Origin of the sequence: Novosphingobium sp. HII-3 (assembly GCF_002916655.1) — a bacterium.
Lineage (GTDB): Bacteria > Pseudomonadota > Alphaproteobacteria > Sphingomonadales > Sphingomonadaceae > Novosphingobium > Novosphingobium panipatense.
The window spans coordinates 1-13,031 of the sequence record NZ_PPSM01000081.1; the positions used below are offsets into that span (position 1 = coordinate 1).

15 protein-coding genes are annotated in these 13,031 nt (G+C 63.6%); all 15 read left to right on the forward strand.

The window, feature by feature from the left end:
* Positions 1 to 161 precede the first annotated feature (161 nt).
* The 15 genes from C2R25_RS18810 (at position 162) to C2R25_RS18880 (ending at position 13,022) form a co-directional block, all read left to right on the forward strand.
* Positions 162 to 836 (forward strand): phage virion morphogenesis protein, encoded by a 675-nt coding sequence (locus C2R25_RS18810; protein ID WP_103730647.1) that lies wholly within the window; start codon positions 162 to 164, stop codon positions 834 to 836.
* 200 nt (positions 837 to 1,036) lie between these two features.
* Positions 1,037 to 1,942 (forward strand): baseplate J/gp47 family protein, encoded by a 906-nt coding sequence (locus C2R25_RS18815; RefSeq protein ID WP_103730779.1) that lies wholly within the window; start codon positions 1,037 to 1,039, stop codon positions 1,940 to 1,942.
* Positions 1,939 to 2,580 carry a phage tail protein I gene (locus C2R25_RS18820; protein ID WP_158250720.1) on the forward strand — a complete coding sequence of 214 codons (642 nt, stop codon included), beginning with the start codon at positions 1,939 to 1,941 and terminating at the stop codon, positions 2,578 to 2,580. Before C2R25_RS18815 ends, C2R25_RS18820 begins: the two co-directional genes overlap by 4 nt.
* Positions 2,580 to 3,623 carry a hypothetical protein gene (locus C2R25_RS18825; RefSeq protein WP_103730649.1) on the forward strand — a complete coding sequence of 348 codons (1,044 nt, stop codon included), beginning with the start codon at positions 2,580 to 2,582 and terminating at the stop codon, positions 3,621 to 3,623. Before C2R25_RS18820 ends, C2R25_RS18825 begins: the two co-directional genes overlap by 1 nt.
* Before the next feature lie 3 nt (positions 3,624 to 3,626).
* On the forward strand, positions 3,627 to 4,079 hold the full coding sequence (locus C2R25_RS18830; RefSeq protein ID WP_103730650.1) for a hypothetical protein: 453 nt from the start codon (positions 3,627 to 3,629) through the stop codon (positions 4,077 to 4,079).
* On the forward strand, positions 4,039 to 6,033 hold the full coding sequence (locus C2R25_RS18835; protein WP_146049698.1) for a hypothetical protein: 1,995 nt from the start codon (positions 4,039 to 4,041) through the stop codon (positions 6,031 to 6,033). Before C2R25_RS18830 ends, C2R25_RS18835 begins: the two co-directional genes overlap by 41 nt.
* On the forward strand, positions 6,033 to 6,293 hold the full coding sequence (locus C2R25_RS18840) for a hypothetical protein (protein ID WP_103730652.1): 261 nt from the start codon (positions 6,033 to 6,035) through the stop codon (positions 6,291 to 6,293). Before C2R25_RS18835 ends, C2R25_RS18840 begins: the two co-directional genes overlap by 1 nt.
* Before the next feature lie 242 nt (positions 6,294 to 6,535).
* Positions 6,536 to 7,354 carry a DNA adenine methylase gene (locus tag C2R25_RS18845; RefSeq protein ID WP_103730653.1) on the forward strand — a complete coding sequence of 273 codons (819 nt, stop codon included), beginning with the start codon at positions 6,536 to 6,538 and terminating at the stop codon, positions 7,352 to 7,354.
* 82 nt (positions 7,355 to 7,436) lie between these two features.
* On the forward strand, positions 7,437 to 7,964 hold the full coding sequence (locus C2R25_RS18850; protein ID WP_103730654.1) for a phage baseplate assembly protein V: 528 nt from the start codon (positions 7,437 to 7,439) through the stop codon (positions 7,962 to 7,964).
* Entirely contained in the window at positions 7,964 to 8,308 is a 345-nt protein-coding gene (locus tag C2R25_RS18855) for a GPW/gp25 family protein (RefSeq protein WP_103730655.1), read from the forward strand. Before C2R25_RS18850 ends, C2R25_RS18855 begins: the two co-directional genes overlap by 1 nt.
* A 16-nt stretch (positions 8,309 to 8,324) precedes the next feature.
* On the forward strand, positions 8,325 to 9,500 hold the full coding sequence (locus tag C2R25_RS18860) for a phage tail sheath subtilisin-like domain-containing protein (protein WP_103730656.1): 1,176 nt from the start codon (positions 8,325 to 8,327) through the stop codon (positions 9,498 to 9,500).
* Between the two features lie 47 nt (positions 9,501 to 9,547).
* On the forward strand, positions 9,548 to 10,063 hold the full coding sequence (locus tag C2R25_RS18865; RefSeq protein WP_103730657.1) for a phage major tail tube protein: 516 nt from the start codon (positions 9,548 to 9,550) through the stop codon (positions 10,061 to 10,063).
* 60 nt (positions 10,064 to 10,123) lie between these two features.
* Positions 10,124 to 10,423, forward strand: a complete 300-nt coding sequence (locus C2R25_RS18870) for a phage tail assembly protein (RefSeq protein WP_103730658.1) — start codon at positions 10,124 to 10,126, stop codon at positions 10,421 to 10,423.
* An 11-nt stretch (positions 10,424 to 10,434) separates the two neighbouring features.
* Positions 10,435 to 10,566: a GpE family phage tail protein gene (locus tag C2R25_RS18875; RefSeq protein ID WP_103730659.1), complete on the forward strand. Its 132-nt coding sequence runs from the start codon at positions 10,435 to 10,437 to the stop codon at positions 10,564 to 10,566.
* Positions 10,566 to 13,022, forward strand: coding sequence for a phage tail tape measure protein (locus C2R25_RS18880; RefSeq protein WP_103730660.1), 2,457 nt, complete (start codon positions 10,566 to 10,568; stop codon positions 13,020 to 13,022). Before C2R25_RS18875 ends, C2R25_RS18880 begins: the two co-directional genes overlap by 1 nt.
* Positions 13,023 to 13,031: the final 9 nt, after the last annotated feature.

The following is a 13,031-nucleotide window of genomic DNA, read 5'->3' on the forward strand; positions in this document are numbered from 1 at the left end:
CTTCCGCTCCGCTACAGCCGCTTCCCCGCTGCCGAGAGCGTCCAGCCTCAACCATGAGGCTTTTTATTCAAACCAACTGGCCCCTTTTTAAACCGGTGCCTGGCCCAATTTTATCCCGGCGTTGACAATCGGGAACGATCCGTTGCTGATTGCAGGCAACAATGACTGAGGATCTCGCAGAACTGGAGCGGATCGCGGGCGGCCTCCTGAAAAGCCTCTCCTCGGGCGAGCGCCGCGCCGTGATGCGCAAGATGGCCCGCGCCCTTGCGATCAGCCAGCGCGAGCGCATCACCGCCCAGCGTGAACCCGACGGCTCGGCTTTCGCAGCCCGCAAGGCAAAGCAGCCGCCCATCACCGGACGGGGGACGGCGTGCTTCCTCTACCCTTCAGGCGGCAGCGGCGAACCGCGCCGCGTCATCATGAAGAGCTTCACTTGGAGCGCTGGACGCATGATGACCGGCTTCGACATCGAGGCCGGGGCCATCCGCTCCTTCGAGTTCGACAAGATCGTCAAACATCTTCCCGTGCCGGAGGAGCACCGCAACGCCAGCGCCGGGAAACTACGTCGGCGCGGCGGCCTGCGCCGGAGGGCCATGTTCCGCCGTCTGGCATCCTCCCGATTCCTGAAGACGGGGACGGACGATCAGAGTTTCTGGGTCGGCTTCACCGGCAAGGTCTCGCAGATGGCGACCGTTCACCAGTACGGCCTGCGCGACAAGCCCTCGCTCCGCGCCAAAGCCGTTCCTTATGCAAAGCGTGAACTGCTCGGGGCCACTACCGCCGATCGGGATAAGCTGCTGGATGCCCTCTACGAACATCTGGCCTCGGCCGTCTGATCTCTGAGGAAGGAATGAGCCCGGCCGTCGAAGCGGGGGGTGGGGGATGCGACGGCCGGGCTGATGCCTGCTCTTGCAAGCGGGCTACCCATTGTACGCAGATGTCCGCCCTTTCGTTCCCGCACCGGCATCATTTGGCTGGCCGCCTGTCCAAATGCCCGGCGTAGCGTCAACGCACTCGCTCACCACAGATGGCCGCTATGGCCGATCTCACCTTCACTGCTGTCGATCTCTCGCGCCTGCCCGCGCCCGATCTGATCGAAACGCTCGATTACGAGACGATCCTCGCCGAAGCGGTGGATCGCTTCCGCGCCGAGATGGCAGCGGTCGGCATCAGCTTCGCCAACCGCGACAGCGATCCAGCGGTCAAGCTGCTGCAGACCTTCTCCTACTTCTCCCAACTGCTGCGCCAGCGCGTGAACGATGCCGCCCGCGCGGTTATGCCCGCCTATGCCAATGGCGCGGACCTGGACAACATAGCCGCGCTGTTCGGCATCATGCGCAAGAGCATCACGCCCGCCGATGAGGCGCTCGGGATCCCGGCTGTGATGGAGACCGATGCCGAGTTTCGCCGTCGAATGGTCTTGGCGCCCGAGGGCTTTTCCGTCGCCGGCCCCATCGGCGCTTACATCTCCCACGCGCTCAACGCCGACCCCGAAGTTCTGGACGCGCGCCCGATCAGCCCTTCGCCCGGCCGCATCGTCATCTCGATCCTGTCCCGCACCGGCAACGGCGCGGCCTCGCAGCGGCTGATTTCCGCTGTCGAGCAGTATGTGACGGACAGCACGCGCCGACCGCTTACGGACTACGTCACCGTCCAGTCGGCCGGGATCGTCAACTACGCGGTTGATTACGCCCTGCGCATGTACAACGGCCCGGATCAGGACGTGATCCTTGCCGCCTCCCGCGCAAAAGTTGAGGCTTACACGCGCGAGAGCCACCGCCTCGGCCGCGATATCACCCTCTCGGGCCTCTACGCTGCTGCGCACGTTGAGGGCGTGCAGAACGTCATCCTGAATGCGCCGCAAGCGGACATCGCGATCAGCCTCGAACAGGCCCCGTACTGCACCGGAATTACGGCGCAAACCGCCGGGGTCAGCGAGTGACCTATCCTTCTGTTCTCCCGCCGCGTTCGTCTCCGTTGGAGAAGTCGCTGGAGCAGGTTGCCGCGCATCTGACCGACCTTCCCGCTCCGATCCGGGACATATGGTCCCCTCAGGTGTGCCCATCCTCGCATCTGCCCTGGCTCGCTTGGGGTTTGGCTATAAGCCACTGGAAGCCGGAATGGAGCGAGCCCCGCAAGCGCGATGCCGTGGCGGACGCTATCCCCTTCCACAAGCGCAAGGGCACGCGCGGGGCTGTCGAGGAGGTTCTCAGCTGGTACCATCCCGATCTTACGATCGTGGAATGGCATGAGGCGAACCCTCAGCGCGCGCCGCACACGTTCGAGGTCCGCGCCCCGGCCAACGTCATCCCTGCCAGCTTCCTGAACGTCGAGACCACGGAGGCCATCATACGGGACGTGGCGGCCGCCAAGCCGCTGCGCTCACACTTCGACTTCGTCCAGAACATGGACCTGAAGGCGGGGCTCTACCTCGCCAGCGGCGGCATGAGCGGCAGCTTCGCCCGTGCCGATTACACCGCTGTTAGGGACGAAAGCCGCGATTGGGCCAGCCTTCTCCAGACCGAGGATGGCGAGCCGCTCTTTGATGGCGATACCGCCGATTTCCTTGAGGCATCCTGATGAGCGTTCTTGTCCTCCAGCTGACGGACGCGGGGCTTGCCGCCGTTCAGGGCGCGTCGGGCACCGATCTTACCGTCATCTCGCATCTCGGGCTCAGCGACCAGACCTTCGTGGCCGCACCGACGCTCACCGCGCTTCCCGGCGAGTTCAAGCGGCTCGAAATCCAGTCCGGCACTGCAGCGGCACCGAACATGGCGCACCTCACCGCCTATGACACCTCGGCCGATGTCTGGAACGCCACTGGCTTCGGTCTCTTCCTTGAGGATGGAACGCTGTTCGGCACCTTCAGCGCTGTCGAAACAGTCCTGAGCAAGGCGGGGCTGGCCTTCGCCCTCATCGCCTTCGACATAGCCTTCACGGCGGACTTCGCCTCAAACATCGCTTTCGGCAACGCGCTCTTCGTGTACCCGCCTGCTACCAGCACGACGCGCGGTGTAGCCGAGATCGCGACGCAGGAGGAAGTGGATGCGGGGACGGACGATCAACGCTTCGTCACGCCGCGCAAGCTCAAGACGCTCCTTACTGCCAGCCTCGAGGCGCTCAGCAACACAATCAACGGCACGATTGATGCTCTTCGCAACAGCACCGACACGGCCATAAACGCGCTCAAGGCAATCTCGATTACCGGGGCGGGGCTTGCATCAGGCGGCGGGGCGCTTACGGCTTCGCGCACCATCACCGTGGCCGAGGCGAGCGCGGCCGAAGTTGCCGCCGGGACCAGCGCGTCAACCGTCATCACGCCGCGCCGATTGGGGCCGATCTCGATCTCGCTCGCGCAGAACGGCTACTTCCGCTTCTTCGGCCTGCAGATCGTCTGGGGGCGTTTCACAGCCTCGCCGAACGGCTCCACACCCGTCACCTTCCCGATCGCTTTCAGCAACGCGTGCTTCTCGGTCGTGGCGAGTGGCGTGGTCGCGGGTGGCGCGGATTCGCAGGACAATCCGCCCGCCGTCGTCACGTCCACCATCACGGCAATCGGCTTCTCGGTCTTCAGCGCCGACGACACCAGTTCCTCCACCTCGTACATCGCATTGGGGTACTGACCCATGAGCCTACGCTATTCGGCGTCCACCGGCGGCTTCTATGAAACGCAGGTCCATTCCCAGATTCCGGATGACGCGGTGTTCGTGCCGCGCGCCGCCCATGCCGCCTTGATGGAAGCGCAGGCAGCAGGGGGGCGCATCGTGCCATCGCCTGAGACCGGTCTTCCCGTGATCGAGGCTCCGAGCGAAAGCGCCGCTGCCCTCGAAGCCCGCATCGTCGCTGCGGTCAAGCGTGAGGCCGAGCGGCGCATCCTCGCTGTCAGCCCTGTGTGGCGGCAGTTGAACGATGTGCGCGAGCTCTCGCCCGAAGCCACGGAGCGCTTCCAGATGATCGATGCGATCCGCGCGGCCTCCGACGCAATGGAAGCTGAGATTGCGGCACTGTCCGCTCAAGACCTGGCTGATTACGCGGTGGTTGAAAACCCGCGCTGGCCCGTCAGCGAGGAGATCATTTAACATGGCAAAGATATCCGCTCTTCCGGTGGCCGAAAACTTGGACGGTTCGGAACTCATCCCTGTCGTTCGCAACGGAAAAACGCATCAGGTAGTTTCATCGGAACTTGTCAGCGCAGCTGCGCTGCCATTCATCGAGCGAGTCACCGTATCTGCTGCTGCCGCTGAAGCCCTCGTCGGTAAGCCATACGCCACCTCTTCAGACGGCATAGCTGATACGGACCCAGGCCAGTCGTTTGCGGTCAACAATGGCAACGGCACAACTACAATTTGGTTTCATGATCCTGACGGCACTGCGAAATCGCCTCGCACGATGGCGACTACGGATTACATCGCCTCTTCAGAAGGGGCAGACGATCTGGGCCTCGCCCGCAAGGACGTGCTTGCCTCTCCTGAAGGTGCGGAGAAGATCGGCTACGGCGACGGGAACAACGTCAAGGAAAAGCTTGATTCTCTCTCCGACAGTGGCGGTATCATCTACGCGCTACCTGCAACGGCAGCAGTTCCCCAGACGCAGGCCGAGAAGAATGAGCAAACCGTCGACCTGTTCGATGCGCTCACTCCTGCAATGCGCTCGGCCGTCAAAGGCGGCACCCTCATGGACATCGGCCCGGCCGTTAGCGCGATCATGCACTTCGCCAATGGGGGAGAGAGCCAAGGAGACGCTACGGGGGGCACCACGCTGTACGTTAAGGGAGGCCGCTATTTTACCTCAGTGCCCCTGAACAACACATTTCGAGCCGACAAGAAGATCGTCGATGACGGAGACCTTCGTCGCATGAACCTTCGCGGCGACGGGTCCAACAACACTTCGATCTTCTATACCGGACCTTATGGCTCCCCTGCGCTTAACATCGCAGGCCATCGCGGAACGGATGTGCACGATGGCGTGAACCTCCGCACCCGCATTGAAGGCATCCGCCTCCGGCGCTTCCCGATCAAATCGCAAAGCGGCATCGGGCTGCGTCTCCAGCATGCCGAAGGTGTCCACCTGGACGACGTCGTGATCGACGGGTTCGAGGTTGGCATCTACGCGACCGACATCTTGGAGTTCTTCAGCAGTGCGCTCTACCTGAAGGATTGCGTGATCGGCCTTCGGGCAACCTTATCGGACTTCACCAATCCGAACGTGTTCGTCATGCGAGGGGGGGGTGTGTCTGGCGCGCGTGTACAGGGTATCCATCTTGTGCGGCCTGCTAACGCCAAGCTCGATAGCGTCCGCTTCGAAGGTAACGGTTTTGACCGGGATTTCACGACGATCCTGTGCGAGCTGGGCACCCCCGAGGGCGGCGCTTCGCTATTGGTCGAGAATTGCTACTTCGAGAACAACATGGGGGCTTCGGACCTCCAGCTCGCCCACGGCCATCCGTATGACGCCCTGGTGAAGTGGCACATGAACACCTGTCACCGCCAGCAGGACCGCTATGTTGACCACCACATCGATGCGGCTATGTTTGGCGCGGCGGCGAGCGCGGGGTCGTCGCTGATCATCGACCATGGTCCCCAGCGGTATCGCAACGTCGGGACCTACACGTCACATCCAAGCCGTTCCGCAATTCGCATCCAGACGCCGGGCATTACGCTCATCGAGCATGCAGGTAACCGCTATCCGAGCGACAATGAAAGGCCCGAGACAAACGGGTTCCCGGCAGTCGGCATGACCTACAACGTGATGTCGGCAAGCATCTTTGCGGACGGGACTTACACCCCAAACTTCCGAACCAACATCAACGTGTTGAAGGTGGAGCATCTCGTGGGGTCGGGCGTCTACCGGGTGTTCTACCGCGATCCCCCGCGAAACGCCGGCGGCGTGACCCCGTCAGCCACCGTCGCCAGCGGCTCCGGAACAGTCACGGTGTCTGATCGAACCTCAGCGTACCTGGAGGTTCGCACCTTCAATGCGGACGGGGCAGCCGCAGACCTCGCGTTTACCCTCAACGTCATGGGATACTTCTGATGAACTACTTGCACGAGGGCCGGGTTGTCACTGCTACGCTGTGGGAGGGGCAGCCTATTGATGGGGTGAAGGTCATACCCCGCCGCTGGGGCGCGGTCGGTGAAGTTCAGACAGCGCGTGGGGGCCGATGGATGACCCTCGGCGACTGGCTCGTCAATGATGGGCGTGTCTTCCGCGTGGTCACCCCCGCGATCTTCATGCGAGAATACTCGCCCGTCGACGCGAACGCGAGTCCGTGGAGCGAGGGCAGTCCCGCATAATGCAATGATGCCCCACCACCTGCCTCTGTCGCTGCCAACCGTGCAGCAAATACAAGACACTTAATTGCTTTCGTCCCGCCTTTGTCTTTTTCCGATTTGCCCCTACGGAAAGGGGGCTCCGGATGTCCCCACATCCCGAAACCAGCGAGCCTGCACTCGCACTCTATGGGCAGCGCGCCTGCCCCATAAAGCACCCTTTCCGCGTCCAGGCGCGGAAAGGGGCATCATGCAGGAAGTCCAACATGTCTACCCCTTTTGTTCTCGTTTCCCCAACCTCTCCGGCCGCCGGTTACATCGGTGGCAAGCGCAACCTCGCCAGGCGCGTCTGCGCCATCATCGAGCGCACACCGCATACCAGCTACGCCGAGCCTTTCGTGGGCATGGGCGGCATCTTCCTGCGCCGCAGGAGCAAGCCAAAGGCCGAGGCAATAAATGACATTTCCGGTGATGTGATCGGCCTGTTCCGCTGCCTTGCCGAGCACTACCCCTACCTTGTCGACATGCTGCGCTTTCGCGTGACAAGCCGGGCCGAGTTCGAGCGGTTGCTCGGGCAGGATCCTGAACGCCTCACCGATCTCCAGCGCGCCGTACGATTCCTGTATCTCCAGCGCCTGGCATTCGGCGGCAAAGTCTCGGGCCGCAACTTCGGCGTCGATGCGCGATCCCCCGCCCGCTTCGACGTCGGCAAGCTCGAACCCCTGCTCGCGGATATTCATGATCGCCTGCAGTCGGTCGTGATCGAGCGCCTGCCCTACGCCGAGTTCATCCGCCGCTACGATCACGAAGGCGCGCTGTTCTACCTCGACCCTCCCTATTGGGCCTGCGAGAAGGACTACGGCCCGGACGTCTTCACCCGCGCAGACTTTGCTGCACTGGCCAAGCAGCTGGCCGGCATCAAGGGCAAATTCCTCATGTCCCTCAACGACAATCAGGGCGTGCGCGATACCTTCGCCCGGTTCTCGATGAACGCGATCGGCACGACATACACGATTGGTGCCAAGGCACGGCCCGCAGGCGAAGTGCTGATCAGCAACTTCGCTCTCCCCGCGAACGACAACTGATTCCAAACCCCCTGCATTTGGACGGCCACCCTACCAAATGCAGGGGCGCGAAAGCCGCTGATCCTTGCGCCATGGTCGCATCATGGCGCGTACTGCAGATCCCGAACAGCTTACCGGCGAATTGATCCAGCTGGGCACCGTGGCATCCGTCTCGGGCGACACCTGCACTGTCGATCTGGGTGACCTGATCACGGGTGATCTGCCATGGCTGGCCGGCCGTGCCGGGCGTGTTCGCATCTGGTCTCCCCCGACGATCGGCGAGCAATGCGCGGTACTCGCGCCTGAAGGCGACCTTGCCGGTGGAGTCGTCCTTCTCGGCATCTACTCCGACGCCCGCCCATCCCCATCCAGCGATCCCGATGCGGTCGTGATCGAATTCGACGATGGTGCAGCCCTCTCGTACAACCTCGCCACGCATGCGCTGGATGTGACGTTGCCGGGAGGCAGCGCCGCAACGGTTACCGCTGACGATCTCACCATCAACGGCAACGTCCGGGTCAACGGCAAGCTTGACGTGACCGAAGACGTCGTGGGTGGCGGCATCAGCCTCAAGAACCACAAGCACACCGGCGTTACTGCCGGCGGCGCGCAGTCCGGAACGCCGGTCTGATGGCCGGCATGTCCCGCACTACGGGCGCTGCGATCGATGGCGTCGAGGATATCCGGCAGTCCCTGGGCGACATCCTCGGAACGAAGATCGGTACGCGTGTCGGGCGCCGCGATTACGGCTCGCTGGTCCCCGATCTCATCGACCAGCCCCTGAACGCCGCGAACACCCTGCGCCTTTACGCCGCCAGCGCGCTTGCCGTCTCCCGCTGGGAGAACCGCGTGCGCCTTCGCCGTGTGTCCCTTGCGCCCGGCGCGCGCGCTGGTGCGGCAACGCTCAACCTCGACGCGGACGTGAAGGGGCTTCCCCCCGCGTCGGCCCGCACCCGCTTCGCTCTGTCTCTCTAGCCCCAAGGATCCTCCTATGGCCTTCAAGCATGGAATCACCGTCACCGAGATCGTCGAAGGCGCGCGCACGCTGACGGCGGTCTCCACCTCGATCATCGGCCTCGTCGCCACGGCCTCCGCTGCCAGCGCCGCCGTCTTCCCGCTGAACCGTCCCGTCCTCATCACCGACATCGAAGCCGCCATCGGCAGTGCCGGCACCGAGGGCACGCTCGCCAAATCCCTGCGCGCCATTGCCGACCAGACGCGCCCCTTACTGGTCGTGGTGCGGGTGGAAGAAGGCGAGGACGCGGCCGAAACCGCCAGCAACGTCATCGGCACCACCACGGCCGATGGCATGAAGACCGGCATGCAGGCGTTGCTCGCGGCGCAGGCGCAGCTGGGTGTGAGGCCCAAGATCCTCGGTACGCCCGGCCTTGAAACCCAGGCGGTCACCACGGCGCTGGCCGTCGTCGCCAAGAAGCTGCGCGGCTTTGCCTATGCCCGTGCGCTTGGCGACACCGTCACTGCTGCCACCGCATACCGCGCCAACTTCGATCAGCGCGAACTCATGCTGCTGATGCCTGACTTCCTGGCCTGGGACACGGCCACCAACGCGGCTGTGCCGAGCTACGCTGCCGCCCATGCCATGGGCCTGCGCGCCCTGATCGATGAGCAGACGGGTCCGCACAAGACCCTCTCCAACGTCACGGTGAACGGCGTCCTCGGGCTCACCAAGGACATCCGATGGGATATCGAGGATCAGTCCAGCGAAGCGGGCGTCCTCAACGCGTCCGAAGTCACTGCCCTTGTCCGCACCGACAGCGGCTATCGCTTCTGGGGCAACCGCACCACGGCCGAGGCGGAAAGCCAGTTCGTTTTCGAAAGCACCACGCGCGTTGCCCAGCTGCTCGCCGACACCGTCGTCAGCGGCATGCTGTGGGCGATGGACAAGCCGCTGACGCCGAGCCTTGCCAAGGACATCATCGAGACGATCAACGGCCTCTTCCGTCAGCTGAAGGCCGCCGGTGTGATCCTCGGCGCCAAGGCCTGGTACGATGAGGCGAACAACGACGTCTCAGCCCTGAAGGCGGGCAAGCTGCGGATCGACTACGATTACACCGTGCCGCCGCCGCTTGAAGACCTCGGCTTCAACCAGCGCATTACTGACACCTACTTCGCCGACTTCTCGGCCCAGCTGGCGCAGGACGTCTGAACCCGGCCTCGCCGCCCTTTCTCTTCCCCTAATTTTAGGAGCCCGCCATGGGAATGCCACGCACCCTCAAGGACATGATGATGTTCAACGAAGGCTTCGCCTACCAGGGCGATGCGAAGACTGTGACCCTGCCCACTCTCACCCGCAAGATGGAGGGCCATCGCGGTGCCGGCATGAGCGGCGAACTGCAGATGGACATGGGACAGGAGGCTATGGAAGCCTCCTTCGTCTGCGGCGGCCCGATGCGTCAGGTGCTGCGCCAGTGGGGCACGCCGACGGTTGACGGCGTCTACATCCGCTTCGCCGGCAACTACCAGGCCGATGACAGCGCCGCCATCGATCACATCGAAGTGATCATGCGCGGCCGCTTCAGCGAGATCGAAATGGGCGATCAGGAAACGGGGGAGGCGAGCGAGTTCACCACCACCATGGCCGTTGCCTACTACAAGCTCGTCTGGAACGGCCGCACCGAGTTGGAGATCGATCCGCTCAACATGATCGAAGTCGTGGACGGCATCGATCGCCTGGCCGAGCGCCGCGCCCTCCTCGGCGTCTTCATCTGAGCCCTTCGCCTCGGCCACGCGCCGGGCCTTCCTTCCTTTTCCTGATTTTCGGAGACCATCATGTCCGCACCCGCCGAACTTCGCACTGTTGCCCTCGACCAGCCCATCACGCGCGGCGATCAGACGTTCGACACCCTTCAGCTGCGCCGCCCGAACTCGGGCGAACTTCGCGGCCTCTCCCTTGTCGATCTGGGCCAATTGAAGACGGATGCTCTCATCAAAGTCCTGCCGCGCATCACGGTGCCCACCATCACCGAAGTCGAAGCCGCCGGCCTGCACCCGGCCGATCTTCTCGCATGCGGTGCGGAGATCGGAAGTTTTTTGCTGCAGAAGTCGCAGCGTACGGATGCCCTCGCCTAGTCGATGACGCGATGGCGGATCTTGCGATCGTCTTCCACTGGTCGCCCGCTGCTATGGACGGGATGTCCCTGTCCGAATTGATGGGCTGGCGCGCACAGGCGGCCCGTCGCTCCCAGCCTCCCGATAAACCCGGAAAGAAGTAATGGCGGACAGGAATCTTCGGCTTCAGGTCATACTTGAAGGGCTCGACAAGCTCACCGCGCCCTTGAAGTCGATAACCGGCGCGTCGTCCGCCGCGCGCCGGGATCTCGCCCGCACGGCTGAAGAACTCCAGCACCTGGACAAACTGCAAAAGCAGATCGGCAGCTACAAGGCCAAGGAGTCCGCTTTCGGAGCAGACACCCGCAAGCTGCAGGAAACGAACGCGCGCATGGCCGAATTGCGTGCCCAGATCGATGCGACGGAGAAACCCACCAAGAAGCTGGCCAAGGAGTTTGAGCAGGCTGAACGGCAAGCCGCCGCCCTGACCACGCGCCTGGACAAAGGCGGTGCCGAACTCCAGCAGCTGTCTGCGAAGCTGTCGGCGGCCGGTGTCGATGTCTCCGACCTCGCTCGCCATGAGGACCGTCTGTCGGAGCGAACGGAGCAGGCAAACCGCGCGCTTCGCCAACAGACCGCGCAGCTGGAGAAGGTCAGCCGGGCAAAGCGCAACTCGGACAAGCTGAACGAGATGAGCACCAAGGCGACCGGGATGGGCCTTGGCATGATCGCGGCCGGTGCCGCCACTGGCGCGCCGGTCCTGGGAGCGATCAAACAAGCAGCCACGCTCGAAAGCGCCATGGCCGATGTGTCCAAGGTCACCAACATGACCCGGCCGCAGATCGAGCGCATGTCGAACGACTTCATCGACATGAGCGAGAAGATCCCGATGGCGGCCAACGAACTGGCCACCATTGCCGCTGCTGCGGGCGCGGCGGGCGTCGGCATGGACAAGTTCGGCAAGCCCATGACCAACCAGCGCCAGCAGCTGCTCGAGTTCACCAACGATGCCGCCGAGATGGGCGTTGCCTTCGACATGACCGCCGATCAGGCGGGCGAGACGATGGCGAAATGGCGCACCGCCTTCGAACTGCCGCAGGCCGGTGTACGCGCCTTAGGCGATGGCGTGAACGCGCTCACCAACCGCTTTGGCGGCAAGGCGGCGAATGTCACCGACATCATCACGCGCATCGGTCCCTTGGGTAAGGTGGCGGGCCTTGCCGCGCCCGAGATTGCGGCGCTGGGCTCGACGCTCGATTCCATTGGCATCCCCAGCGAGGTTGCGGCTACCGGCATCAAGAACACGATGCTTGCCCTGACGAAGGGCGCGGCTGCCACGAAGAGCCAGCAAGAAGCGTTCAAGGCGCTCGGGCTTGACGCGACCGACGTTGGCAAGCGCATGCAGACGGACGCAGCCGGTGCCATCACGGACGTGATGGAGCGCATCGGCAGGCTGGATGCAGACAAGCAGTCGGGCATCATGACCCAGCTGTTCGGCTCGGAGAGCGTAGCCGCGATTGCGCCAATGCTGACCAATCTCGACGGGTTGAAGCAGCGCCTGAAGTTGGTGGCGGACGAAGGCTCCACCGCCGGCTCCATGCATGGCGAGTTCCTCAACCGCATCGCTACCACCGAGGGCGCTGTCGGCCTCGCCACCAACGGGCTTTCCGGCCTGAACATCACGATGGGAAAGGCTCTGCTTCCGACCGTGGTCAAGGTGGCGGGGTACGTGAAGGACGCGTCCGGCGCGGTGCGGGGATGGGCACAGGAGAACCCCAAGCTGGCAAAGGCCATCATGATATTCCTCGGCGTCGGTGCGGGGCTTCTCGTCCTGCTTGGCGGGTTGGCTCTTGCCTTCGCCGCGCTCACGGCGGCCGCTGCCCCGCTCGGCATCTCCCTCCTGCCGTTGCTCGCAATCGTTGCGGCTATCGCAGCCGTTGCCGCTGCCGCATACCTTATCTACGACAACTGGGGAGCGATCAGTGCCTGGTTCGCGTCTTTGTGGGAAACCATCAAAGGGTTGTTCTCGGGCGCGCTGGACTACCTCGTTCAGGCGTTCCTGAACTTCACTCCACTTGGCCTGATGACCCAGGCCTTTGCTCCGATGCTTGGCTACCTGCGCTCGCTGAACTTCGCCGAGATCGGTCGCAACCTCATACAGGGGCTGATCAACGGAATTACCAGCATGCTGGGAAGGCTGAAGTCCACCGTGTTGAACACGGCAAGCGCTGTCGCGAACTGGTTCGCATCCAAGCTCGGCATCCATTCACCGTCCCGCGTTTTCGCCAGCCTCGGCGGCTTTGTCATGGCAGGCCTCGACCAGGGCCTTGCCGCGAACACCTCTACGCCACTTTCGCGCATCACAGACCTGTCAGGGCAGATGACGCGGGCGCTTGCGGTGGGAGCGGGGGCAGGAGCTATAGCCGCAACCGGCATCGCACCCGCCGCAGCGCAAGGGCCCGTGAGCGCTGCCACTTCCCGCATGGCGACAGGCAACACCTACCACATCAAGATCGAAGTCAGCGGCGGCGCGGGCGCAACCGACATTTCCGACGAAGTGCGCAAGGCGATCGAGGCGATCGAGCGTGAGCGCGAAGGCCGAGGCTTCGGCGATACCTGAGGATTCCAC

Coding starts and splice junctions, on each gene's coding strand:
- C2R25_RS18845 (WP_103730653.1), top strand. CDS start 6,536: ATGTCTACCCCTTTTGTTCTCGTTTCCCCAACCTCTCCGGCCGCCGGT.
- C2R25_RS18825 (WP_103730649.1), top strand. CDS start 2,580: ATGAGCGTTCTTGTCCTCCAGCTGACGGACGCGGGGCTTGCCGCCGTT.
- C2R25_RS18810 (WP_103730647.1), top strand. CDS start 162: ATGACTGAGGATCTCGCAGAACTGGAGCGGATCGCGGGCGGCCTCCTG.
- C2R25_RS18875 (WP_103730659.1), top strand. CDS start 10,435: ATGGCGGATCTTGCGATCGTCTTCCACTGGTCGCCCGCTGCTATGGAC.
- C2R25_RS18840 (WP_103730652.1), top strand. CDS start 6,033: ATGAACTACTTGCACGAGGGCCGGGTTGTCACTGCTACGCTGTGGGAG.
- C2R25_RS18830 (WP_103730650.1), top strand. CDS start 3,627: ATGAGCCTACGCTATTCGGCGTCCACCGGCGGCTTCTATGAAACGCAG.
- C2R25_RS18870 (WP_103730658.1), top strand. CDS start 10,124: ATGTCCGCACCCGCCGAACTTCGCACTGTTGCCCTCGACCAGCCCATC.
- C2R25_RS18865 (WP_103730657.1), top strand. CDS start 9,548: ATGGGAATGCCACGCACCCTCAAGGACATGATGATGTTCAACGAAGGC.
- C2R25_RS18880 (WP_103730660.1), top strand. CDS start 10,566: ATGGCGGACAGGAATCTTCGGCTTCAGGTCATACTTGAAGGGCTCGAC.
- C2R25_RS18855 (WP_103730655.1), top strand. CDS start 7,964: ATGGCCGGCATGTCCCGCACTACGGGCGCTGCGATCGATGGCGTCGAG.
- C2R25_RS18815 (WP_103730779.1), top strand. CDS start 1,037: ATGGCCGATCTCACCTTCACTGCTGTCGATCTCTCGCGCCTGCCCGCG.
- C2R25_RS18850 (WP_103730654.1), top strand. CDS start 7,437: ATGGCGCGTACTGCAGATCCCGAACAGCTTACCGGCGAATTGATCCAG.
- C2R25_RS18860 (WP_103730656.1), top strand. CDS start 8,325: ATGGCCTTCAAGCATGGAATCACCGTCACCGAGATCGTCGAAGGCGCG.